This window comes from Phaeodactylibacter xiamenensis (assembly GCF_000759025.1).
Lineage (GTDB): Bacteria > Bacteroidota > Bacteroidia > Chitinophagales > Saprospiraceae > Phaeodactylibacter > Phaeodactylibacter xiamenensis.
In genome coordinates this window covers 64,527-87,023 of sequence record NZ_JPOS01000016.1, presented here as the reverse complement: position 1 = coordinate 87,023, position 22,497 = coordinate 64,527, and the positions used below count along the sequence as shown (strand labels likewise).

Annotated in this window: 21 protein-coding genes; 11 read left to right on the top strand and 10 right to left on the bottom strand. The window is 47.3% G+C overall.

Features of this window, described 5'->3' with window-relative positions; genetic code table 11:
- The first annotated feature begins 4 nt into the window (after positions 1-4).
- Positions 5-631, top strand: a complete 627-nt coding sequence (locus tag IX84_RS06465) for an ABC transporter ATP-binding protein (protein WP_044217726.1) — start codon at positions 5-7, stop codon at positions 629-631.
- Positions 631-1,425 (top strand): ABC transporter permease, encoded by a 795-nt coding sequence (locus IX84_RS06460; protein WP_044217724.1) that lies wholly within the window; start codon positions 631-633, stop codon positions 1,423-1,425. Before IX84_RS06465 ends, IX84_RS06460 begins: the two co-directional genes overlap by 1 nt.
- 761 nt (positions 1,426-2,186) lie before the next feature.
- Here IX84_RS06460 and IX84_RS30745 read toward each other — a convergent pair.
- The 3 genes from IX84_RS30745 to IX84_RS06445 form a co-directional block, all read right to left on the bottom strand.
- The gene (locus IX84_RS30745; RefSeq protein WP_052515820.1) at positions 2,187-3,812 is read right to left on the bottom strand and encodes a S8/S53 family peptidase; all 1,626 of its coding nucleotides are present in this window, start codon (positions 3,810-3,812) and stop codon (positions 2,187-2,189) included.
- Between the two features lie 93 nt (positions 3,813-3,905).
- The gene (locus tag IX84_RS06450) at positions 3,906-4,697 is read right to left on the bottom strand and encodes an ABC transporter substrate-binding protein (protein WP_044217721.1); all 792 of its coding nucleotides are present in this window, start codon (positions 4,695-4,697) and stop codon (positions 3,906-3,908) included.
- A gap of 3 nt (positions 4,698-4,700) precedes the next feature.
- Positions 4,701-5,207 carry an FKBP-type peptidyl-prolyl cis-trans isomerase gene (locus tag IX84_RS06445; RefSeq protein ID WP_044217719.1) on the bottom strand — a complete coding sequence of 169 codons (507 nt, stop codon included), beginning with the start codon at positions 5,205-5,207 and terminating at the stop codon, positions 4,701-4,703.
- 129 nt (positions 5,208-5,336) lie between these two features.
- Here IX84_RS06445 and IX84_RS06440 point away from each other — a divergent pair, with 129 nt between their 5' ends.
- Positions 5,337-6,056, top strand: a complete 720-nt coding sequence (locus IX84_RS06440) for a tetratricopeptide repeat protein (protein WP_044217718.1) — start codon at positions 5,337-5,339, stop codon at positions 6,054-6,056.
- A 32-nt stretch (positions 6,057-6,088) separates the two neighbouring features.
- Here the strand turns inward: IX84_RS06440 and IX84_RS06435 are convergent, their stop codons facing one another.
- Positions 6,089-6,760 carry a hypothetical protein gene (locus tag IX84_RS06435; protein ID WP_044217715.1) on the bottom strand — a complete coding sequence of 224 codons (672 nt, stop codon included), beginning with the start codon at positions 6,758-6,760 and terminating at the stop codon, positions 6,089-6,091.
- A gap of 269 nt (positions 6,761-7,029) precedes the next feature.
- Here IX84_RS06435 and IX84_RS32405 point away from each other — a divergent pair, with 269 nt between their 5' ends.
- The 4 genes from IX84_RS32405 to IX84_RS06415 all read left to right on the top strand — a co-directional run bounded on the left by IX84_RS32405 (position 7,030) and on the right by IX84_RS06415 (position 12,920).
- The gene (locus tag IX84_RS32405) at positions 7,030-7,596 is read left to right on the top strand and encodes a DUF4240 domain-containing protein (RefSeq protein ID WP_052515819.1); all 567 of its coding nucleotides are present in this window, start codon (positions 7,030-7,032) and stop codon (positions 7,594-7,596) included.
- Positions 7,597-7,688: 92 nt separating this feature from the next.
- Positions 7,689-8,576, top strand: coding sequence for a DUF4007 family protein (locus IX84_RS06425; protein WP_044217713.1), 888 nt, complete (start codon positions 7,689-7,691; stop codon positions 8,574-8,576).
- On the top strand, positions 8,566-11,790 hold the full coding sequence (locus tag IX84_RS06420; RefSeq protein WP_044217709.1) for a PH domain-containing protein: 3,225 nt from the start codon (positions 8,566-8,568) through the stop codon (positions 11,788-11,790). The genes IX84_RS06425 and IX84_RS06420 overlap by 11 nt, the downstream gene beginning before the upstream one ends.
- Positions 11,790-12,920 carry a phosphoadenosine phosphosulfate reductase family protein gene (locus tag IX84_RS06415; RefSeq protein ID WP_044217707.1) on the top strand — a complete coding sequence of 377 codons (1,131 nt, stop codon included), beginning with the start codon at positions 11,790-11,792 and terminating at the stop codon, positions 12,918-12,920. Before IX84_RS06420 ends, IX84_RS06415 begins: the two co-directional genes overlap by 1 nt.
- Before the next feature lie 20 nt (positions 12,921-12,940).
- Here the strand turns inward: IX84_RS06415 and IX84_RS06410 are convergent, their stop codons facing one another.
- Genes IX84_RS06410 through IX84_RS06385 form a run of 6 tightly spaced genes read right to left on the bottom strand, consistent with a single transcriptional unit; the run spans position 12,941 to position 19,879 of the window.
- Positions 12,941-14,203: a DNA sulfur modification protein DndB gene (locus IX84_RS06410; protein ID WP_044217704.1), complete on the bottom strand. Its 1,263-nt coding sequence runs from the start codon at positions 14,201-14,203 to the stop codon at positions 12,941-12,943.
- A 2-nt stretch (positions 14,204-14,205) separates the two neighbouring features.
- Positions 14,206-14,736: a GIY-YIG nuclease family protein gene (locus tag IX84_RS06405; RefSeq protein ID WP_044217702.1), complete on the bottom strand. Its 531-nt coding sequence runs from the start codon at positions 14,734-14,736 to the stop codon at positions 14,206-14,208.
- A 13-nt stretch (positions 14,737-14,749) separates the two neighbouring features.
- Positions 14,750-15,232, bottom strand: a complete 483-nt coding sequence (locus IX84_RS06400) for a hypothetical protein (RefSeq protein ID WP_044217700.1) — start codon at positions 15,230-15,232, stop codon at positions 14,750-14,752.
- Positions 15,233-15,237: 5 nt separating this feature from the next.
- Positions 15,238-17,433: an AAA family ATPase gene (locus IX84_RS06395; protein ID WP_044217697.1), complete on the bottom strand. Its 2,196-nt coding sequence runs from the start codon at positions 17,431-17,433 to the stop codon at positions 15,238-15,240.
- On the bottom strand, positions 17,430-17,660 hold the full coding sequence (locus IX84_RS06390; RefSeq protein ID WP_044217694.1) for a hypothetical protein: 231 nt from the start codon (positions 17,658-17,660) through the stop codon (positions 17,430-17,432). Before IX84_RS06390 ends, IX84_RS06395 begins: the two co-directional genes overlap by 4 nt.
- 5 nt (positions 17,661-17,665) lie before the next feature.
- Entirely contained in the window at positions 17,666-19,879 is a 2,214-nt protein-coding gene (locus IX84_RS06385; RefSeq protein ID WP_044217691.1) for a DEAD/DEAH box helicase family protein, read from the bottom strand.
- 625 nt (positions 19,880-20,504) lie between these two features.
- On the opposite strand from IX84_RS06385, the gene IX84_RS06380 reads away from it, so the two are divergent.
- From IX84_RS06380 to IX84_RS06370, 4 genes are all read left to right on the top strand, one after another.
- A complete protein-coding gene (locus IX84_RS06380; protein ID WP_044217688.1) occupies positions 20,505-20,990 on the top strand; it encodes a hypothetical protein in 486 nt (161 codons plus the stop codon).
- Position 20,991: 1 nt separating this feature from the next.
- Positions 20,992-21,288, top strand: a complete 297-nt coding sequence (locus IX84_RS06375) for a hypothetical protein (protein ID WP_052515818.1) — start codon at positions 20,992-20,994, stop codon at positions 21,286-21,288.
- A gap of 367 nt (positions 21,289-21,655) precedes the next feature.
- Positions 21,656-21,832, top strand: coding sequence for a hypothetical protein (locus tag IX84_RS34055; RefSeq protein ID WP_238578237.1), 177 nt, complete (start codon positions 21,656-21,658; stop codon positions 21,830-21,832).
- Positions 21,748-22,275 (top strand): Fic family protein, encoded by a 528-nt coding sequence (locus tag IX84_RS06370; RefSeq protein ID WP_394333421.1) that lies wholly within the window; start codon positions 21,748-21,750, stop codon positions 22,273-22,275. The genes IX84_RS34055 and IX84_RS06370 overlap by 85 nt, the downstream gene beginning before the upstream one ends.
- Positions 22,276-22,497: the final 222 nt, after the last annotated feature.

Sequence of the window (22,497 nt, the reverse complement as noted above, 5' to 3'; positions counted from 1 at the left end):
GGATATGGAGGTCCGGTTGGAGCACATCACGGTCCGCTTTGGTCAGAAGACGGTCTTTGATGACTTTTCCCTCCACCTTGCTACCCATACTCACCTGCTTGTTCAGGGGCCATCGGGGAGCGGGAAGAGCACACTGCTTCGCTTGCTTCTGGGATTTTGTGTCCCTGACGAAGGGCGCATCCACATTGGTGGGAAGCCGCTGAATGCACAAACGGTCTGGTCGCTCCGGCAGTCAGTAGCCTATGTGCCGCAGCAGCTGCCACGGGTGGAAGGCACCGCCCGGCAATTGCTGGAGCAGGTCCATCAGTTTGAGGCCAATCAGCGCGCAGATTTTTCGGAACAAACGATACTAAGCCACTTCGGCCGCTTTGGGCTGCAGCCCGGGCAGCTGGAACAGCCGGTCCGGGAACTATCCGGGGGCGAGCAACAACGCCTGGCGCTCACCGGCGCCCTGCTGCTGAACCGCCCGCTCTTGCTTTTGGACGAAGCCACCTCGGCAGTGGATGCGGAGCGCAAGGCGCAGATGATGGACTATATTTCCAGCCTGAAAGACAAAACAGTAATTATCGTTGCCCACGACCCGGGCTGGCGGGCCGGCCAAACCCTGGACCTCACCTCAACGCATTCCTGATGGACCAATCTGTACCTATATCCCTGTGGGCGATGGCTGCCTTTTACGCCCTGCTGCTGATCCCGGCCGGGCTGATCTGGTACTTCCGTTTGGGCATGCTCCGGCGTATGGCTGTGGCGGTGGTGCGCATGACGGTGCAGCTGACCCTGGTCGGCGTGCTGCTGATCTACTGGTTCCGCTGGGACAATATGTGGCTGAATTTGCTCTGGGTGGTGGCTATGGTGGGCTTTGCTGCGAGCTCGGCGGTTCAGAACAGCGCACTCCGGTTGCGTGTCTTTTTTGTGCCGATCTTTCTGGCGTTGCTGGTCAGCGGACTTGGTGTGCTGCTGTTTTTCAATGTGCTGATACTGCCGGTATCGGATATTTTTTCGGCTCAGTACCTGATCATCATCGGTGGGATGTTGCTGGGCAATGCCCTCAAGGGGATCGTGGTTGGGCTTTCTGATTTTTACCAGCGCCTGCAGGATCAGCAGGAGGCTTACCGTTACTACCTGGCTGCGGGGGCGTCTCGCTGGGAAGCGCTGATCCCTTTCTTCCGCAACAGCCTGCAGGCGGCCCTGAACCCTTCTGTTGCGAGTATGGCGACGATGGGGGTGGTCTTTCTGCCGGGGATGATGACGGGGCAGATCATCGGCGGGGCGACACCGGATACGGCTATCCGTTATCAGCTGGCGATTATGATCGTGATTTTTGTCTGTATTGCGCTGAGTGTGGTGCTGGGGGTGGCTTTCAGCCTGGGGCGCAGCTTTGATGCGTATGGGAATTTGCGGGGGGAGGTGTTTCGGTCGGCTTAGGGTCTCGGCTGCCTGGGGTTAACCTGCGACTTCTACGAAGTCGGGTAAGGTGTGGTGTTTGGAGGTTAGTAATATAGGACTTCTACGAAGTCCTGCTGTGGTTGAAAGTGGTGCCTGCACGTTGAAGCACAGCAGTTTCATGACAGGTATGAAAAGCTTTCGCGGAAGTCCGTCTACCTGTTGTAACTTGGGAGAGTTACACCCCGCTAATCCTCTCAATACCCGGGGCAACCGACTTCCTGGAAGTCGCATCTTTCTAACCCCGGCAACACCTGCAGAGCCGACTTCTTGGAAGCCGCAGGTTGCTAACCTCTGCATCAGCTGTGTAACTGACTTCGTAGAAGTCGCATGCACCTCCACATCTGTATACCTGGAAGCCCTTGGCTGCCTGTCCAGGCCTCTCCTCTGAAGAGTGGGCTGCCTGGGGTGAACCTGCGACTTCTACGAAGTCCTGCTGTGGTGGAAAGTGGTGCCTGCACGTTAAAGCACAGCAGTTTCATGACAGGTATGAAAAGCTTTCGCGGAAGTCCGCCTACCTGTTGTAACTTGGGAGAGTTACACCCCGCTAATCCTCTCAATACCCGGGGCAACCGACTTCCAGGAAGTCGCATCTTTCTAACCCCGGCAACACCTGCAGAGCCGACTTCGTAGAAGTCACATGTTACTAACCCCGGCGACACCCGTGAAATCGACTTCGTAGAAGTCGCACCCAGCCCGCATCACCCGGACCAGCTACTAATAGAGATGCTATGTTAGCATCTCTAATACTGCAGAATAATAACCGGCTTCGTCTCCACGCTATTCCCCCTGAAGACTTCCACCACGTACATCCCCGCCTGCCAGCGGCTGACATCCACCTGCAGCTGCTTTTCGCGGAAGCGCGCCGGCGTATCGTTATTGCGGTACACCAACTGCCCGAGCGCATTGTAGATGCGGAACTCATAAGGCTCAAAGTCCGGCGTTTCGTACTGAATAGTCAGTTGGTCCCGCGCCGGGTTAGGGTAGATATTGAGCAGGCCCAGGTCGCCCGTGCTGCCCCCGCAGGCATCGCTCAGCAGGTTCATGGCACTGCGCACATTGAGGCGGCCGCCCGTAGCCGTGATGTCCGCATAAGCCGGGAAGCGGTACACGCTCTCTTCCAGAATGGAGCGGATGAACAACGCTGTCTCCCGGGGCTTGGTCAGCGCATCAGTAGACAAAAACTCACAAGGCATACTGTACAGCAGGCCAATCGCACCGGTAAGGTGGGGAGCCGCTGCGGAGTTGCCGCCGAATAAAGCATATCGGTTGAACGGCGCTACCGTGTAGGAGCCCTCCCCCGGCGCAGCCATGTCGATCGCCACCTTTCCGTAGCCTGAGCGGGTGAAGCGCTCCTCGTCTTCTGTGCTGTTAAGTACCGTTATGATGAAGTCGCTCTCACAGGAGGTCGGCATATCGCCCACCACATCAACGTCCAGGTCTTTATTGGCAGTGCCCGCACCCGTAAGAACGCCCGCTTCGCCCAGCAGGTCATACATATTGCCCCAGATCGGGTATTCCGAACAGAAAAACGGATCGATGAGCCCAAAGGAGGCATTGGTGGCCACCACAAAGGCACCTTCCGCGCCCAGGGTTTCGTTATAGCGCTGCCGTTGTTCGAGCACATATTCGTAGGCCGAAACGATGCCAGCCACAGAGCCGATGCTCAGGTACATAATTTTTGAATTCCAGCACACCCCGGCTATCCCTTTATCGTTGTTCGCCGTTGCTGCCAGTATGCCAGAGACGCGCAGCCCGTGATCGTCATAGGCGATGTCAGGGCCGTTGCCACGGAAGTCCCACCCATTGAGGTCATCGACGTACCCGTTATTGTCGTTATCAAGGCCATCGCCGGGGATCTCGTGCGGGTTGGTCCAGATATTGCCAATGATGTCTTCATGAGAAAGGTCAAAGCCGCTGTCGATGATCGCAATGACAATCGTATCGCCATTTGCCGTAAGGCCGCCCTGACCGAAATTCCACACCTCCGGCAGCCCGATGCGTTCGGCACCCCACTGTAACTCGTAGTCGGGGTCATTGGGGGTAGTCCGGAAATCGACCTTGTAGTTGGCGTGTTGGTAAAGGACTTCGGGTTGTGCCTCCAGCCACTGCGACAGCGCATCCGCCGGGCAGCGGGCAGGGTCGAACTCCAGCAGGTGGATATTCAGGCTGCTGGCCACTGCTCTCTTTTGGAAAACTGCACCGTCAAAGGCCGCATTGGCACGTTTGAGCAAGGGCTGCAGTGCCGCGTCCTCCCTGAGTTGGACCAGGCGCTGATTTTCAATCTTACCGCTTTGGGCATCCACCGGCTGCGCCTGAGCGGTCAGGCTAAACAGGCTGAGGGCAAGGATAAGGTACAAGTATTTCATGGGCCGTCTGTCTTTGAGTCATGTGCAGGGCAATGCACGCCCGCACCACAAAGATAACGGATTCTGTCCAACCGCATTGCCGTGAAATGGACATTAACGCCTCCTCAGCGCCCTGAAGTAGTCCGGGCTTTGCAGCAAGCGGCTGCCATACCAGGAGAAGAACTCGCCGTCTACCAGCTGAATGTCCGACGTCGGGCAGGCCGCCTGTAGCTCCGCGATGTGTTTTTCCTTAAACGGATAGGGTTCTGAAGAGAGTAAAATGACCTCCGGCTCCCGGGCAGCAATCGCATCGAGGCTCACCTCCGGGTAGCGGCGCTCCCGTGAGAAAACATTGCTAAAACCCGCCCGCTGCAGCATCTCATCGATAAAGGTCTCCCGGGCCGCCACCATGTAGGGCTTGCGCCAAATCAGATAAGCCGCACTTACCGGTGGCAGGCGCTGTACCTGCTGCCCAAGAGCGATGAATGCCCCGTTGATCTTCCCGGCCAGCTCCTCCGCTGCCGGTTGGCGGTCGGTGAGCAAACCCACGGTGCGGATCATGTCCAGGGCATCTTCCAGGTCTTCGATATCGCTCATCCATACCGGGTAGTCCTTTTCCAGGGCGCGGATATCCTCCGGGCTGTTCTCTTCCTTGTTGCCAATGATGAGGTTGGGGGAAAGGCCGGCGATGACGTCCATTTTGACTTCCTTGGTACCGCCCACGCGGGTTTTGCTGCGGAACCACTCCTCCGGGTGCACACAAAACTTCGTAATGCCTACCACCGCCTTATCCAGGTTCAGTTTGGCCAGCAGCTCCGTTTGGGAAGGCACGAGGGAGACGATCCGCAGCGGGGGCGCCGGCAGTTGCACCTTGCGCCCCATTTGGTCAGTTACGATTGGTGGCATAGGTTAATGCTCTACGCCCCCTTTGCCATGCACGTGGCCATGCTCCACTTCTTCCTTGGTGGCCTCGCGTACCTCTTCAATACGGCCGGAGAAGTACAGGTCGACGCCCGCCATGGGGTGGTTGAAATTCATTTGTACCTGCTCATCGCCCACTTCCATGACCGTGCCCAGCAGCTGATTGCCTTCGTTGTCGCGCATGGGGATCACGCGGCCCACCTGCAGCAGGTCTTCCGCCAGCTGTCCATCCACTACAAAAGCCTCGGTGGGAATGGGTGCAATCGCCTCCGGGTTGTAATCGCCGTAAGCTTCCGCACTCGGGATGCCAAAAGCGAAGGTGTCGCCCTTTTCCATACCGGAAAGCTCCTGTTCGAACTTAGGGATCATCGCGCCTGCGCCGTACAGAAAGACGAGGGGCTCACTGCCGAAGGTTTCTTCCACCAAATCGCCTTCTGCGCTCTTTTCCTGTAGTTTATAATGTAAGGTGACGACCTTGTGCTTGTCAATTTTCATATCTAAAACGAATAAATTAGGTAATTGCGGAAAGGTAGTTAAATTATGGTAGCTTTTGAAAAACTGGGTGGGCTACCCCCGAAAAGTCTGTATTTTAGCTCCGATCATGCATAAATGCGATAACCAACCATGAATACGGATACCCCGAATGTGCGCAAGGAAGCCTATCAGCTGCGGCAGGCTTTTCAGTTTGATAAAGCCCGGGCCCTGCTGCAGGAAGCCCTGAACACCGACCTGCCCCCTGATGAGCGCTGGGCCCTGCATTACGACCTCGGCAAAGTGCATCAGGATCAGTTTGAAATGGAGCAGGCCCTGCACCACTATCATGAAGCCATCAACGGACTGGAAGCCTCCGGGGAAGGTCCTTCCCTTTTCCTGGCAAGGCTCTACGGTGCCTGCGGGCTGATCCATCAGGATGAAGGCCGGGAGGAGGAAGCATTGGAGTGCCACCACCGGGCAGTGGGCCTGCTGCAGCAGCTCCCGGAAAGCGAAGCGGCGTTATTTCTCGCGTCCAACCACAAATACCTCGGAGAATTGTATCAGGAACAGGAGGAGCTGCCCAAATCCAGAGAACACTACCGGTCGGCCCTGCCCCTCCTGCAACAACACCTGGGCAAGGGCGAAGGCTTTCTCTACCTCGAAGCCGCCACCGTCGCCCTGCAGCTCGCCGCTGTGGAGCTGGAACTTTACCTGCAGGGCAAAGGCCGCACCACGCCCGCCGCCATCCGGCAATTGCTCACCGGCGCACAGTCGTGGCTGGAGGAGCTCGATGCCGAAGACTCCATCGTGGAGCAGCGCACGGCGGACTTGCAGCGGCTGAGTTTTATGGTAGATAAGGTGGAGGGCTAAAAAGAACAGGCTGACCGGGGCCGGCCATGCGTTCAGTTGTAATCCGGCAATTTGTATTCCTGGTCGATAGACGAGACAATTGCCGAAAACACAGCGTCTCCCCGGTGGAAAAATAGCGAGAGCCGCAAATCATCATTGGCAGGAGAAGGCAATTGTATAAGATGCGCCTGCTGTGCCGAAACGTATTGCAGCAGCTTTGGGGTGTCCACCCGGGTGAGCCTTGACTGGGGGCGCAAGTAACCGGGGAGCTCTGCCAACAGCCCGGCGGGTGAAAAGGCAGCCGCCTGTGGCAGGATGCAGCCGAAATTAAAACGGGCATGATGGTGCCGTTCAACAAGGTAAGGGATGTTATCCCGGCTGCCCTCAATGGCCGCGCACATCAGGGAATACCCCTCACTGATTTTCAGTTCCGCTTCCCACACCTCCTCCGGGTTCAGTCGGCCCAATTTCAGCTCCCGGTAAAGCATTTTTCTTCGGCTGCGCAGGGGGCGTATGGGCTGCGGCTTGCTTTCGATGTAAAACAAAAAAAGCTGATAGCTTTCCAGCGCATCATGAAAAATAGAGTACTGCAGGGCGGAGAAGTCACTGCTAATTAAGCTCAGGACGTGGTAAAGGACATGCTCGTAGGCATGCAGTTCCTGTGCAACCGGCGTTTGTTGCGGGAACTGCTCCTGGTTGACTGGGCTGTGCTGGACCGATACCATGGCTTCAATAATGTGGTGCGTTATCTATGCGGTTTGAGCAGCCACTGCCTGCAAAAAAAGCAGGTGGCTGGCAGACAGGGCCAATATACACGGTTTTAGGGACAAATGCCTTTCAAGTCAGGTGGCGGCTTTGGCGTTGCCGCCCGTCCTCAGGCCGCGATTCCGCAATCGCCGCCTGCGTTGTCGCTTTGGAAGGATGGGCGGTTGGGATGCCGGCTTGCAAAAAGGGCCGAATTTGCCTAAATTACCCATCTATACCATTACCGCTTATGAGCACTGCCGAACGCAAACTGCGCCTGACCAAAATACTCCTGGAAACGGACGACGAAGCCACCCTGCAGGCGGTGGAGCACACCCTGTCTGAGCAACACGAGCGCCTGGCCCGGTACTGGGACGTCATTCACGCGCTCGACTGGTCGAAGGAAGGCGATGATGCAGCGGTCCTCGCGCCCGCTATAGCGCAGCTCAGCCAATTTCAGGAAGCCGACATCCTCGGCTTTTACGACTGGTTTGCCGGACAACTCTATCACCTCGACGGTCGGGACTACGCCGAAGCCTCGGTAGCGGAAGACGAATCCCTGTCTGCCGACCTCTTTCTGTACGCCCGCTGCGCTGTGCTTGCCAACGGCCGTACCTTCTACGAGCGGGTCCGCGCCAACCCCGCTCTCTTCCCAAAGGACCTTTACTTCGATGCCCTGCTGCGCCTCCCTGAAGCGGCCTATGAACAGCGGACCGGGCAGCCGCTACCGAGAGCGCCGAAGTATATTTATGAGACGGGGTTTAATGTGGAGGGGTGGGGGGAGGAGAGTTGTGCCTACTCCGCATTGGAGGGGTAGTTCTTCTTGCTAGTTTTTTTCAATCCGGGAAGCATTCCTTGTTTGTTCTTGCTAGTTTAAGTTTTGCGGTTAACTTCGCTTAAATTTGCAGAATGGATACACTCTATTTTACAGGTCACGAAACCTTCTATTGCCGCAATTACTGGCTCAAGAAGGGGCTTGACTTGCTTTGGACTGGAAAGAAGTTCAATGAGGAGGCTGTAGTGGAGCTCGGCGTAGGTAAGAATATGGTAAACGCTATCCGCTTCTGGCTAAAAGCTTTTGCACTCGTTGATGAAGAAGAACAACCAAATGAATTGGCTGAGTTTATTTTTCATGATGAAAAAGGGATTGATCCTTTCATAGAAGACCCGGCTACGATTTGGCTGTTGCACTATTACTTGGTAACACAAAAACGCTCCTCTATTTATCACTTTGTTTTCAACATATTTAGAAAACAGAGGATTGAATTCAATGAGGATCAGCTGATCACATTTCTCAATCGTAAGGTTGAGGAAAGCGGTCAGAATATTCACAGTAGTTCTATCAAAAAAGATGCTCGTGTATTTCTACAGAACTATCTGTTGCCAACCAAAACTAAGGGAATTGAAGACGACTTTTCCCGTCTGCTTTATGAGCTTGAATTAGTGCAGCGATTCCACAAAGGAGAAGAAAGAGATGCAAAAAACAATAAGCAACCTTGGTGGTTTCGGATAGATAATAAGTTTAGAGCTGATCTTCCTTATGAGGTAGTTCTATATTGCATTAAAGAAAATCCTGCGTATGGTAATGCAATTAGCTTCCGTCAATTATCCTCAGACCAGGATAGTGTAGGCACGGTCTTTGCGCTCTCTGATAGCGGGTTGATGCACAAGATTGAGCAGGTTGTTAAAAACCACTCTGGAAAAGCCGTCTTTACAGATGATGGCGGTGTGCGAGTTCTTCAGTTTAAGTCAGATATTGACCACAAGGCAATTCTTAAAAAATACTATGGCAAATAGCTTTTCTCCATCTGTTAATATAGTTCGTGATCAAGAGAAAGATTCTTTTAGCTATTTACCAACCAATAATAGCCGTAGAATTTACGATCTGATCTGCTCAAATTTTGAGAGCGGCTTACATTCGTTTACGATTATTGGTAGTTACGGAACGGGTAAATCGGCGTTTATCATAGCTCTTGAGAAACATTTATCAGGTCAAAACCAGTATTTTGAGCCTTTAAATGGTCACTTCAACGGATGTAATAAGTTTGAGTTTCTAAATATAGTTGGAGAAAAAGATTCATTTCTGGATGCTCTCGCCAATGAATTTGGAGCTGAGGCTTCTTCCAAAGACCTTTTTAAAGTACTTAAGCAAAAGCAGAAAGCGCTAGAGGCGGATCAAGCGTGCTTAGTTATTGTTGTTGATGAGTTTGGCAAATTCTTAGAGCATGCGGCTAGCGTTGACCCAGACCGTGAACTTTACTTTATTCAGCAGTTAGCAGAGTTTGTGAATGATGAGCAAAAGAACATACTGCTCATCACCACACTGCACCAAAATTTCGATGCTTACGCGGTTGGGCTTACGGAGGCTCAACGCAAAGAATGGGAGAAAGTAAAAGGCCGGTTGAAAGAGCTGGCTTTTAACGAGCCTGTAGAACAATTGCTATACTTGGCTTCTGAGTATATCAATCAATATTTTTCCTTTAAATCAAAGTCTTTTGATCGTAAGCTACTTGAACTCATCAAGGAAAAACGTGCCTTTGCTCTTAAGAATAAATTGGAAGAAGAGCTTGTAGACCACCTATTCCCTTTCGATATTTTGAGTGCCATGGTACTCACTGTGGCTTTGCAACGATATGGACAAAACGAACGCTCTTTGTTCAGCTTCCTTCAAGCTGAAGAGCATCATGGGTTAAAATCGTTTACGTCCTCTGCCAAGACACCTTATTATAATCTGGCGCAGGTGTATGATTATTTACAGTACAATTTCTATCAAATTCTAAATTCCCGTTATAATCCCGACTTTTCGAGATGGGTAAGATTAAGGGATGCAATTGACCGGGTAGAATCAAGCTTTGCAGATGCCGCTCAGGTCGATCGGGCAGTGAAAATTGTAAAAACCATTGGCCTACTTAATATTCTTGGCACCAATGCTGCTGTGATCGACCAAGCTCTGCTCTCCGCTTACTCCAAAGCCTGTTTAGGTGAAGGGAACATTGAGCCTATTGTCGATCAGCTTGAAAAACAGAAGATCATTCGTTATCAATCCTTCAGGAATCGGTATAAGATATTCGAAGGTACTGATGTCGATATTGATCGGTTATTTAAGGAGGCACGCGAAGAGATTGGTAGCTTGGAAAATGTGGCATTTGAAGCTAGGCCGTTTATTCACTACGATTATGTGCCAGCTAAGGCCGCTACGTATATCACAGGGACTCCTCGTATTTTCCGATTTGAGGTCACCAAAGAGCCTGTTTTAGAGTTTGATTACCTGGAAGAGCAAGAAACAGACGGTATCATTAATCTACTTTTTGATATTGAGCCAGACGAGCTTTTTGATATCAGCAATCAGCCCATATTGTACGGTATCTTCCAGAATACGGAGGAGGTTACTAGGAGGGTTCTAGATATCAAAGCAGCAGAAAAAGCATTATCCTCCATCAATGATGATCCGGTAGCAAAACGAGAATTACTTGAGCTGAAGAATAGCCAAATCGAGCAGCTCAATGAGTTACTGGGAGAGGAGTTGTTTTTGAGAAAGAATGTATTGTGGTATTACGAAGGCGAGGAGGTAAATGTCACCTCAAAACGGCGGCTTAACGTGATGCTCTCGAAGATAGCCGATGATATTTACAGTAATACGCCGACGTTCCGTAATGAGCATACAAACAAAGTAACCGTTTCAAGCCCTATCCATAACGCTAAACGGCAGTTTATAGAGGCCCTTACAAAAGACTGGAATAAACCTTATATGGGGCTGCCGGTAGACCGGTTTCCTGCTGAGAAGGCGATCTACATGTCGCTTTTGCATGATACCGGAATCCACACCCAGCAGAGTGCTGTCACTGCATCATTTAGCGATAGCCCTGAGGCTCCAAGCTTCGAGGCGTTATGGAAAGCATCAGAGGGTTTCCTTGAAATCGCTAAAGGCAATAGACGGAAGCTAAAGGAATTTTACGAGTTGCTTAGGCGTCCACCTTTCCGGTTAAAGGATGGCTTCCTGGAATTTTGGATGATTACCTTTTTATTTGTCAAGCGAGAAGATTTCGCGCTTTTCAAAGACGGCCGTTATCTTCCGAATTTATCTCGTGAAGTGTTGGAGTTGTTAATGCGTGAAATACTGCGCCACGAGATCAAAACCTTCAATATAGAAGGCGTAAAACTTGATCTTTTCAACCGTTATCGCGCCCTCACTCAGCAAGATGAAGAAGACAAAGTTACGGCTTCAGGTTTCCAGCAAACGGCAAAACCCTTTCTAGTCTTTTATGCGCAGTTGCCAAAATATACACAGCAAACCAGAAACCTAAGCCACGATGCTTTAGGGTTCAGAGATACTATCAAAGATGCCAAAGAGTTAGAAAAGACTTTTTTTGAAGACCTACCTGCCTGCTTTGGTCTTAACCTCAATAAGCTAAGCGAGTCAGAGGATGATCTTCGCGTTTTTGTGGAGCGCGTACAGTCCTGTATTGCGGAACTCCGATCGGCTTATGAGGATTTGATCGGGCGCTTTGAGGAGCAGTTGTCAGCATTTTTTGGAGAGAAAGGGGCTGACTTTGAGGTGTATCGGAAAAAGATGCAGAAGCGGTATAAAGGCATAAAAAGCCATCTGCTTTTACCTCGGCAGAGAGCCCTTTATAATCGTATCTTTTCAGAATTACCTGATCGGGCAGCGTGGCTAAATAGCATTGCTCAAGCTTTAGTCGGTAAGCAGCTAAGCGATATAAGCGATGAGGAAGAGCGCCTCCTTTATGACCGTCTTCAGAGTTCTTTTGCTGAGCTGGATAACCTTTTGGAATTGAGCGCTACTGATTTTGACGAAGAAAACGAAGAGGCTTATCAGATAGAAATTACAGGCTTCAATTCGGAACCTGTGAAAAGAAATATTATATTGTCGAAGCGACAGCAAAAGGAGCTCAAAGAAGTCGAAACTGGAATTAAAAAAGCGCTCAGTCAAGCAAAAGACAAGCAGCTCCGGCAAGCAATTTTGATCAAGCTTTTAAAAGAATCTTTATAATGACTCAGGTAAAGCATGTACTCGGCATCTCCGGCGGTAAAGACAGCGCAGCACTGGCTATCTACCTCAAGGACAAACATCCGGACCTTCCGGTGGAGTACTATACCTGTGATACCGGCAAAGAGCTTAACGAAACCTACGAGCTGATTAAAAACCTCGAGGTCTACCTCGGGCAGTCTATCGTCAAGCTCGAAGCCGCCAAGGATAGCCCGGAAGACCCTTTCGACCACTTTCTGCAGGTGTACGGTGGCTACCTGCCTTCCGCGATGGCGCGTTGGTGCACCAAAAAGCTGAAGCTCGACCCCTTTGAGCAGTACATTGCCGGAGACGATCCGGTGATTTCCTACGTAGGCATACGCGGGGATGAGCAGCGGGAAGGTTATATCTCTAAGCGCCCGAATATCCAATCGATCTTTCCTTTCCGGAAAAATATCTGGAGCGAGGACGTAATCCGGAAGGTACTGTCTAACGGGCAGATCGCGTTCATCAAAGGTTTGTACGAAGAATACGTAGCGGACAGCCCGCACCTGCAGCGGCTGATCGAGATCGTGGAGGAGCCCGTCTCGCCCCGCCTCACCCAAGATCAAAAACTCGACCTGCTGCTCGACCTCGACATTAAAGGCTTCAACCGCGTGGTCTTTGCCTTCCTCAAAACGACGGATTACCCCCTATCGAAAGTCGACCACTTCCCCCTCGTCGATAACGATGAGGTATTGGTGCGCGACGACATCTTCCGCATCCTGCGCGACAGTGGGGTGGGCGTCCCCGCCTACTACGAAAAGCGGGAATATCAGGTGGAAATCGAGGGGGAAATCAAAACCGGGCACTACTCCCGCAGCCGTTCCGGTTGTTTCTTCTGCTTTTTCCAGCAAAAGATCGAATGGGTATGGCTGTACGAAAACCACCCGGAGCTGTACGAAAAAGCCAAAGTCTACGAAAAAGACGGCTACACCTGGCAGCAGGGCGAAACCCTGGAGGAATTGTCACAGCCCGGGCGTAGGCAGGCCATCAAGCGGGAACACTATCTGCGCACGGAGCGCCAACGAAATAACGCACAATCGGACAGCCTGATCGACATCCTCGGGGTGGAGGATGCGGAAGGGGTGGGGTGTGCGGCTTGTTTTATTTGATAATTGTGAGTTTGGTTCTATCAAAGAGAATTTAGTGTGTCTAATACTGTTTCAACTTGTTCAGCATTGATCTTGTCGGCATATTTGTTTTTCAGGTTTTCAAGCTCCCTTGTTCGAATCACGCCGCTTCCATACATATATAGTAATAGAAGCTTTACTAACCCAGAGGTTCCCATAATCATTGTTTTCTCATTTGGATTCCATAGAACATTCCTCCATGGAACGGCCTCTAGCTTCATATCTATTAAGTCAAGCTTTTGCAAAATTTCATTCAAAGGAACATTGGTGCGTTTATGAATTTCAAGCGCTGCCTGAACAGTAGGTAAAAGCCCAACAGGTCTAAACAGAAGGTTCCCTCCATTTTCTCTATTTCTAAACTCTAAAGCTGGTTTATCACGACCCTCTTTATCTTGTTCTAAGTACTGCTGAACAGCTTGAAATGAGTTTTTGAAGTGATTCCAGAAACTGGAACAGAACTCAATAAACAGAGTTATCTCCTTCTCTTCAGGACGAAATTTCAGATACTCCTTAAGTTTTTTATTATCTCTTTTAGCGTTTGGCTCTTCAGCTTTTCTTTTCGCCCTAAACAGCTTCAATAGCTCTCGATTACATTGATACAAAGTGATAATTGATGTTATTGACTGCTTGTCATTTTCTGGAATGGCTTTGTTTTTTGACTTAGTTACATTATCACTGGTAAAAAGGTCAAAAGACTCTACTAGCTCCCTCGTAGCGATTGCAATAGAATCATCTTCATCAAGAGCGATAATATCGTCCATTTTAACAGGTTTTGCGTACCTGTTCAGAGTCGAGAATAACCTTCTCGTTCTTTGCATGCCTTTCTCATCATTTTTATGACCGATAAATATAGCAGTTATCTTCTGGGAGGCTAGTTCAGGTTTTTTTCTTAATGCAGACTTGATTCCTTCCACTCGGTGTTGTCCATCTACCGGAAATATCTTATGCTTACTGGGAAACTCCAGCACCCCCATACTGTAGGTTTCAAAGTCATCATACCGAAACTCTATCTCTCTCCAATCTGGATAATCATCGTAAACAGCAAGTATCAAAGCATTGAAGAACAACTCTTCCTGATTGAGTATATACTCTTCAATACTCTTATAATTATCTGTTATGCTCCTTTGAATTAGCTCCTTTAAGCTCTCCGATTTATGAAGCTCATCATCCACTCTAGAGACGTATCTGCTTACCTGCTCAAACGTAAGAGTCGAAACATAATAAGTCCAGTCTCCCATTTTGGCTCTAATTGCGGGTAGTTTCATATCTAAAACGCTTTAACTCCATCTCTGATCTCCTTATCTGGTATTTGATCGTTCATGGGTAATAGTAATGAATTAATGAGTAAACTCTCAGAAGTAATAATATCCTGATTTGAGTCTACAATAAGATATGCAACAAACAGGTCCTCTCCCCAATACCTCAACATCCTTGTTATCTTAGGTCTATCCTCTTCCCTCCTATACTGTAGAAAATATTCCTTTATGCGCTTTCTTAGATTCTGATTTGGAGTTAATTGGGCTCTGCCTATATAGAAAGGAAACTCTGTGATACCAGGAATTATCGGACATTTGGCGTAAAAAAGATAGAGTCCTCCTTTATCATTTGGAATACTAGCTACATCTTGGTTGAAATCATTCGCTTCGTCATTTAGGTATTTGATCGAAGTCCAGTTTTTAAATGAAATATCTAATTCTGTATTAGCAAGCGCAAATTTTTCCCATAACTTATTCGATACGGAATAAGTGACTTCCCTCAACTTCCTATGCTCTGCAAGTTCAAATGCTGAATTTAACATAAAACAAAGTCTTTTATTCAAACACCAACTCCGTAAAAGCAAACGGCTCATCCAAAGCCTTCTTATCCTCCTCAAATTCCTCTTGCAGGATGGACAAACCACCGTTGGTATAAGCTTCGACAATTTCCTTCAACTCCGTTGATTTCTTATTGATTTCATCTTCGGTCATGAAGTCATATTCTCTAAATGGCGTGCCATCCTTAACTAGGGTGCAGGCAACAAGATGGTTTCTTAGCGCTTCAGGCCTCCAATCCTCAATACGCATTACATTGGACTTACTCTTTTCCGAACTTCCTAGTGGAATTGATCTGTCATGCTTTAACCCCAGGAAGAACGCATACATGTAAAGCTCATAGTTTTTGGCAAATACCTTGACCTTGTCAAGGCGATCTTGCTCACTTCCGCCCCATTTCCGAGAGTAGCGAGCAAACAGATGCTCGTACCGCTCTGCAAAACGAGGCTCTTTGATCTTAAACTTGGTAATTACCGTATCCATAAGCCTTAAATTTTCTTGATTTGAACGGTTAGCTCATTGATGTCTCTGGAATTTACACCATCTGGGATGTCAAGCATATAAATATTCATAGGGACACCTTCTTCCTTCAAAGTGCCTATTAGCTCTCGGATTCCGGATTTGTCTATCTTATAACGGTTGGCACGTTCGGGATCATTAGTAAGGTATTCAAACATCATTACTATCGACTGCTCGAAGGTGGTGCCTATCTGACGTAGCAGTAGCTTCTTTTTCTTGGCATCGAACGCGGAATTGGGAGCATCTGCAATAAGTGGGTAGCGCTTGTTAAAGCCATACTCTTTGTTTGCACTCAAAATGGCAAATAGAATCGAGAATTGCATAGATAGAAGCTGGGCTGTATTCATGCCGGGAGTGACATTATCACCGTTCTCATTATGGATCTCCGGAGAGTAGCCTCCTTTGCTATTTTGCTTGAATACAATCTTGCCGTAGAAAGCTCCGGATTGCTTATTGATCGCTTCGTAATGCCGATTGGTTTCCTTCATAAGTAGGTCAACCAATTCTTTATACTGTTGGTCTTTGGCCGTTTTAGTCGCAGCTAATAGATCACTAAAATAATCCTTTTGCTTTCTGAGGATAGGGTCAATATCCCCTTCGTGCAGTTTATCCAGAGCTTGGTCTTTTTCGGCTTTTTCCTCGGTCAGTACTTTTTTACGTTCTTCCAGCCGAACAATTTCTTCTCGTAGCGAAGCCGTTTTTTCATTATATCTTCTTATCCGATCGCCTAGCCTAATACCTGCATCGATTGAACCAATATTATACTTTGAAAGGAGCTTTTCTTTTTCTTCCTCGATTCTTCTGTTTTCTTCATCAAGCTGCTTTCTCTTATTTTTTAACTTGAAGAAGTTAATTCTTTGTTGCTCAAAATCATGCTCAAAACTACCCGCATAATTACTAATTACACTTAGTGAACGCCTCAAGTCACTTAAATGAAAGGCGTGATTGAAAGGAGTCGCCAATTTTTCATCTAGTGGTTTTTCCTCCTCAGGTAACCATTTTTGAATGCTTTTGTAGGCATCACTATTCTTCGCAGCCGGTCGATCACAAATTGTACAATGCTCTTTATGCAGCATGTCGTGGATATGATCATGGAGGTACAGACTCTCTAAATCCTTAGGCTTATCCTTTTTCTTTATTTTTTCGGAGGCGACTCTGTTGAATTCGTAATCTTGAACTAACTCCTCGAACTTCTCCTGCACTTCACTAGTGCCATGAGCTACCCAAAAACTTTCAAATAAGTCACGATTGGCATTATCGAGCATTTGATCAAGGTCGTATTCAGCCTGAGCTAGCTCTCGTTTAATACGATCTTCTTCAGCACTATGAGCACGGAGTTCTTCTCGTACATTTTCGCCCATCGCCAGATTGTCGACCTCATCTTCTGCTATATCCAAGTCTTTTTCCTTGATAGCCAGCTTTTCTTCAATTGCATGAAGCTCTTTGTCTAGCTTTTCAATTTGACTGGTTAGGAGATCTGTTTTCTCCTTATGCTTTTGTGATTTTTTTACTGCTTTCTCGTATTTCTCCCTGGTTCTTCGGTCTGTATTTTCGGTAGCTTCAATAAACTTTTCCCAAGTATCGATATAAGACAGCTTATTGATGACTTGCTTCAGCTTGACAGCATTAGAAGTATCTACCGCGCCTTTGATTCCCCTTTCCCCTTGGAACCAAATGTGTTCTAGGACAGTGGGCTGAATAACATGCTCGCGAATGTAGTCATCAACCTCTTGTTGTGAGTTAAAACTTACCGGTTTGAACTCTAGGTCATCCTTCGCGCTAATGGTTAATTTACTCTTTCCAAGACTAGTAGCTTCCATGCCAGAAAGCTTCTTCACAGCATAGCTTCGCTCAAGAATGATTTCTTTCCCTTTTTCATTGACTAGGGTAAGCTTAACAATTGCTTTTATGGTCGCGCCATCGTCGCCATCTGCAATGGCTTTCTTAGAGACGAGTCCGCCTTTTATTTCCTCTGTAGGGGTGTCAAGACGACCATCTTGATTCGTGATTTTATCAAATAAGACCCAATTAAAGGAATCATAGAGCTTTGTTTTACCATAGCCATTGCCACCTAAAATAACATTAAGCCCATCGGTAAATTCGATCCTGTTGTCCGTGCCGCTAAAGCACATGAAATTTTCTAGTTCAAGCTTCAGTATCTTCATAGCGCGTAGTTTTCTTCGAAGAACTTAATTAACCGGTTCGCCATTATCCGAGGAGTCTCGTCTTGAGTTTCATCCATGATTTTCACAGCTGACTGCATAAATTGAATAAAACCATTGTCATGAGGAGGCTCAAATTGAATGTCTTTAATGTCTCTAGGACCATACTTATGCTTTTCCATAAGATCCTCATTATCTAGCATTGCTTTAAGAATATATTGTGCGTCCATATAGATTAGAGTTCTTCTATGATGTCATATAAATTGAGTACAGGCTTTAGCCTTTGGAGTGCTTCCATTTGATTGATTGCTAGTCCTGCAAATTCGTATACCCGCTTCAGTTCGTTTTCGATGAGGCGCTTTTCTGTATTATAGTTGCCCACTCGGTGCTCTACGCTTGGGACTACAACCAAATCATAAATTGTCGCAAGGGTTTTATTGGGGGCCTTTCTTAGGATTCTACCCCGCCTTTGAATGAACTGACGAGGATTGCCTGTACTTGCGCAGAATATGGCTTGCTCTGTTCGTGGAACATCAACGCCTTCATCTAAGCATTTCATAGATACCAAGATGTCTATTTCGGATTGAGCGAAGCTATCAAGTGTAGATTCCCTGTTTTTAGTCGCGCCATGGAAAAGTGCAACTTTGGTATCAGGAGAAATTTGGCGAATGTGATTCGAGTAGACCTCGCAGATTCTATTTTCCTCTTTATCCAGGTTGCCTAAGCTATCTGTATCGACGAATAGATCCCCAAAATAGCCTTCGGGGGCATAGACTAGGGTGTAGTTCAGCTTATTCAGTTTCGCAAGCTCTCCAACAAGTTGATCAAAAGCAGTAAGCTTGTTTGCAGCCTTGTGTATAATCTGTTTCCGTGCTAGTAGTAATCTCTCCACCATCGCTTTTGACTCATCTGATTCATCTGCCCAGAACTGAGCTAGTTTGGCGCTGATTTCAGAATACTCCTCTAGTTCTTCGGGGGTTAATTCCACTAGAATGGGATAGTATTTATACTCGCAAAGGAATCCAGATTCCAAAGCTTGTTTCATTGAGTATTCAAAGGTGTACGGTGGCGTATCTTCGAAAAAGTTATTGATTGCATCTGTTCCTTCTTGGTCGTATACACGGTCAGGAGTAGCACTTAGCCCTATTCTTTTACCAATAGGAAATCTCTCTAAAAGGGGCAGTATACTTTTAGAGCCCAAATTATGAGCTTCATCGGCAATTAAAATAGTATCGTCAGGAAGCCGTTTTAATTCTTTTTGAAAGCGCCGATGAGTAAATGATCGGTATGTCGTGATGATGAAAAATGAGTATCGTTCTTCTTCTGAAGAAAGTACGGAGATCATTTGTAAGTCCCCCCGCCAATCTTTACTGCGAGAAGATACTTTAATGATATTCTGGTAATTAAAACCTCTAACCTCTTCTTCCCATTGGTTGACTAGTTCAATTGTGGGCACTAAAATGATAGCACGGTATTGCCCAAGTCTTTTATATTCACGTAGTACAGCATTTAGAGCAGTAAGCGTTTTGCCAGTACCGGTTGCCATTGCAAAAACTCCTTTGTACCCCTTTGCTTTCCAATTTTCGTAAGCTTTATCCTGATACGCCCTTGGTTTTTCATAAGGGAAGTAAGGCTCTTTCACATACATCGAAACTCTTTGATCCATCTCTTCTTCCAACCGATCAATGATGCTTCTAACTTTGTAGTTGCTGATTAACTGCCTCTTTTTACGAAGTAATTTTTGCTCGTCGACAATAAGCTCTTCAATCGCATGACCACCGAAATCTTTGGCGATTAATAATTCTACTTCGTCGGTAGTAAGATACTCTACAAAAGAAGCCTCCTTGTGCCATATTTGATTGAAGTACCTTTCATATTCCTCAATTGCAGCTGCTTCCGCAGCACTCCCCCAAGACCTTTTAACCTCTAATTCTTCAAGATTTTCTAATAGCCCATAGGCTGTGAAATTGCAAGAGGACTTAAATTTTATGGATTTGCCCTGCTCGTCGTAAAATACGCCCGATTTATAATGCGAGATGCCTCTAGCACCGCTTGGTCGGACAATAATTATTTCTATTTTCTTTGAGGAAATTAGCCAAGCTAAACACCTAAAGAAGTGCCTTCCGTACTCATTTAATGTGGACTTGATTTTTGTGTAATCCGCAACAGAAAATTCGTATTGGCTGAGAGCATTGGATTGCCCTTCTTCAATTGCTTTTCGGTCTTGAGGAGAAAGCACATGATTTGAAATTAATCTAACAGTGCCTCCATTGTATAAAAATTGGGCAAAGCCTACAGAGAGTAGGTTTATCGCTGAAGAACTAAAATAGCCTAGCAATAGATCAAACCGCCTGCTCTTTGGTAGGACTTCCAAAAAGAAACCAATTGGCTCATTTGCAGAACCAGTCCGGTATTCATTGCTCTTTGGGAACTCAATGGTATCTAGCATATCCTGCAAAAAAGTGAACTCAACAGAAAGAAAGTTTTGAAAATCAGGTACAGGCGCTTAGTTTTATTGGCAAAGGTCTGATTGTTGGTTTTTGTTTCTGTTTGCTGAAGTTCGGTTAAGGCTAAATGATTAGTTCAATGTTGGCTAATATATCGCATCCAGCTGGATGTTGCCAATACGTGGAATGAAAAAAATACAAATTTGTCGTTTGTTATTTTCGCATAGATGAAAATTACTCTTGCTGAAACAGTAGTGTGTAAATATTTTGTTTTGGCTTTTGTTCTTATTAGGGTAATGATTCAGTGTTCCATCCCTCAAAGAATAAACCCACGACACCCCCAAATCGACCCACGCCCACCCAGTCAGCCCACGGACTCATAAACCCACCGGAAAGACGGGACAAACAAGCGTTATAATCCATAAGGCGCATTGGATTGATGTGCAAATGCTTAGGCGCGGTGCAGGGATGTGTGCGATGAAGCTGCATTCGTGGTCAATCGAGGGCCGAAAGCACACGCTCGTAGCCTCAAAAAGGGAGAAATCCGGAATTTTAACAGCCCATCGATAGTTATGAAAAAGGTTCTGATTATTTTAGCATGATGTGTCATTAAACCCCTATTAACCTATGGAACTGATTCTAAACAGAAAGGGCGTTGCTGTCAAACCTTTATTATTTACTTTATTGTTGGTTACTGCTTTCTGGTTGCTGAAAACAGCCTTCAGCCAGGTCTCTACTGGTAGTATGATCTTATCAATGACTACTTTGGAAACCGTTGAGCAAATCCTCGAACAAGTCAAAGAAGAAAATAGTGAGGCTTCGAGTAGAGGAAGCGGGAAAAAGAAACCAAGCATCAAGGAGGAAATTGAACATGCTAAAGGCCGATTATCGAAAAGTGAATACAAAGCAGCGAAATCCAATTACAAAAGAATGGTGGAGCATGTAGATAAGCTTGAAAAATACAAGCAAAACCCACTCAAATATGATAATTTGGGATTGCTGAAAAATGCTCCCAGCGAGCAGGTGAGACAAAAGATCATAGAATCGAGGATCGCGCATTTAGAAAAGGAGATTCAGACGTTCTATACCAACATCATAAAAATAATCAACTGAAATGGGCTTGCGAATCGACATCAATGAAGTAGAAAAAGCGCTACAAAACTTATTGGCCGAACTGCGTAAGCAAAAAGGCGATGTGATTGAAATGGAGCCTGTGGACTACTACTGGTCGATTGACAGAGATGAATTGTATAATCCCTACAACGATCCCACGCATTTGACTTTAGGACAGTTGACAGATGACCTGGAGGAAATAAAAAAACTGGCGGATAGTGGGGCAGCGCCGGTTGCTCAGGACCTGGTCAAGATAAGTTCTGTGCTGGCTGCTCTTGGGCATAAAACGGTATGGTGAGGTGACTCCCACCCTCAGTCCGGTATACGGTCCCCACAGACCATTCTCCCCACATTCCAAAAAATAAAAGCTATCTTCAAGCAGCAACGGTGGGCGTTCCGCTCGCTGTCTTTTAAAACTCTAATTGTACGATCTGCCCCGGACACCGGGGCCCGGGGCTGTTGGGCCGGTAGTCAGCGGGCGGGCGCGTTGGCATTTGGCGAATGGAGGGGAAGATCAGGTATAGATTTATAGCATTTGGTTCAACGGAAAATATTATGTGCTGGAAGATGATTGAATGTCCAAAAAACGGCAAAATATGGACACAGGAGCAGGTTAATGTCCATAAAAAGTATATTTTTGGACATTAAAAACTCTCGTGTCCAAAATGGGCACATTCCCGGACATGATAAATGCGCTGAAAATGACTTATGACATCCCTGCATTACCGTTGAAAGCCAATGTCGAGACCTTAAAGGTATTCAGGAAGCTGCAAAAAGCATTCACCCTTTTTATGATGGCAATGGGCGCACCGGGAGGATTATCAATATTTTGTATCTGGTAGCAAAGGGGCTGCTGGACTACCCCATTCTGTACCTTAGCCGCTACGTGAATCAGCATAAAGATATGTATTACCATCATTTGCAGGAAGTTAGGCGCACTGGAGACTGGGAGCCCTGGATCCTCTACATGCTGGATGGCGTGGAGAATATTTCCCGTCAAAGTATTGCCTTGATCAAGGACATCAAGGAGATCATGCAATCCTATAAAGTCCATATAAGGGACCATTACTCCTATTACAGCCAGGATTTGCTTAATAACCTGTTCCGGCATCCGTACACCAGGATTGAGTTTTTGGCAAAGGACTTGCAGATCAACAGGAAAACAGCGGCAAAGTACCTGAATGAACTGGCGGAAGACCCTAAGAAGATCATTTCAAAGTACAAAATCGGGAAGCTGAACTACTATGTGAATAACGATCTGGTTGGCTTGTTAATCAAAGAATAGCAAAGGATATGGCAAAAGGCATACACACCGAAGACACATTTGAAGCGCAATAGAAGCCGCCCTGCCGGACAATGGCGGCTACACTAGAGGCGACTCTAATGCCTTTGATGCCACCCCCGCCCTTGACCCGGAGGCGCTGTTTGCCTTCCTGCAAAGCACGCAGCCGAAGAAGTGGGAGAAGATCAGTAAAATACTTAGTACGATCTGTCCCGGAGGCCCGGG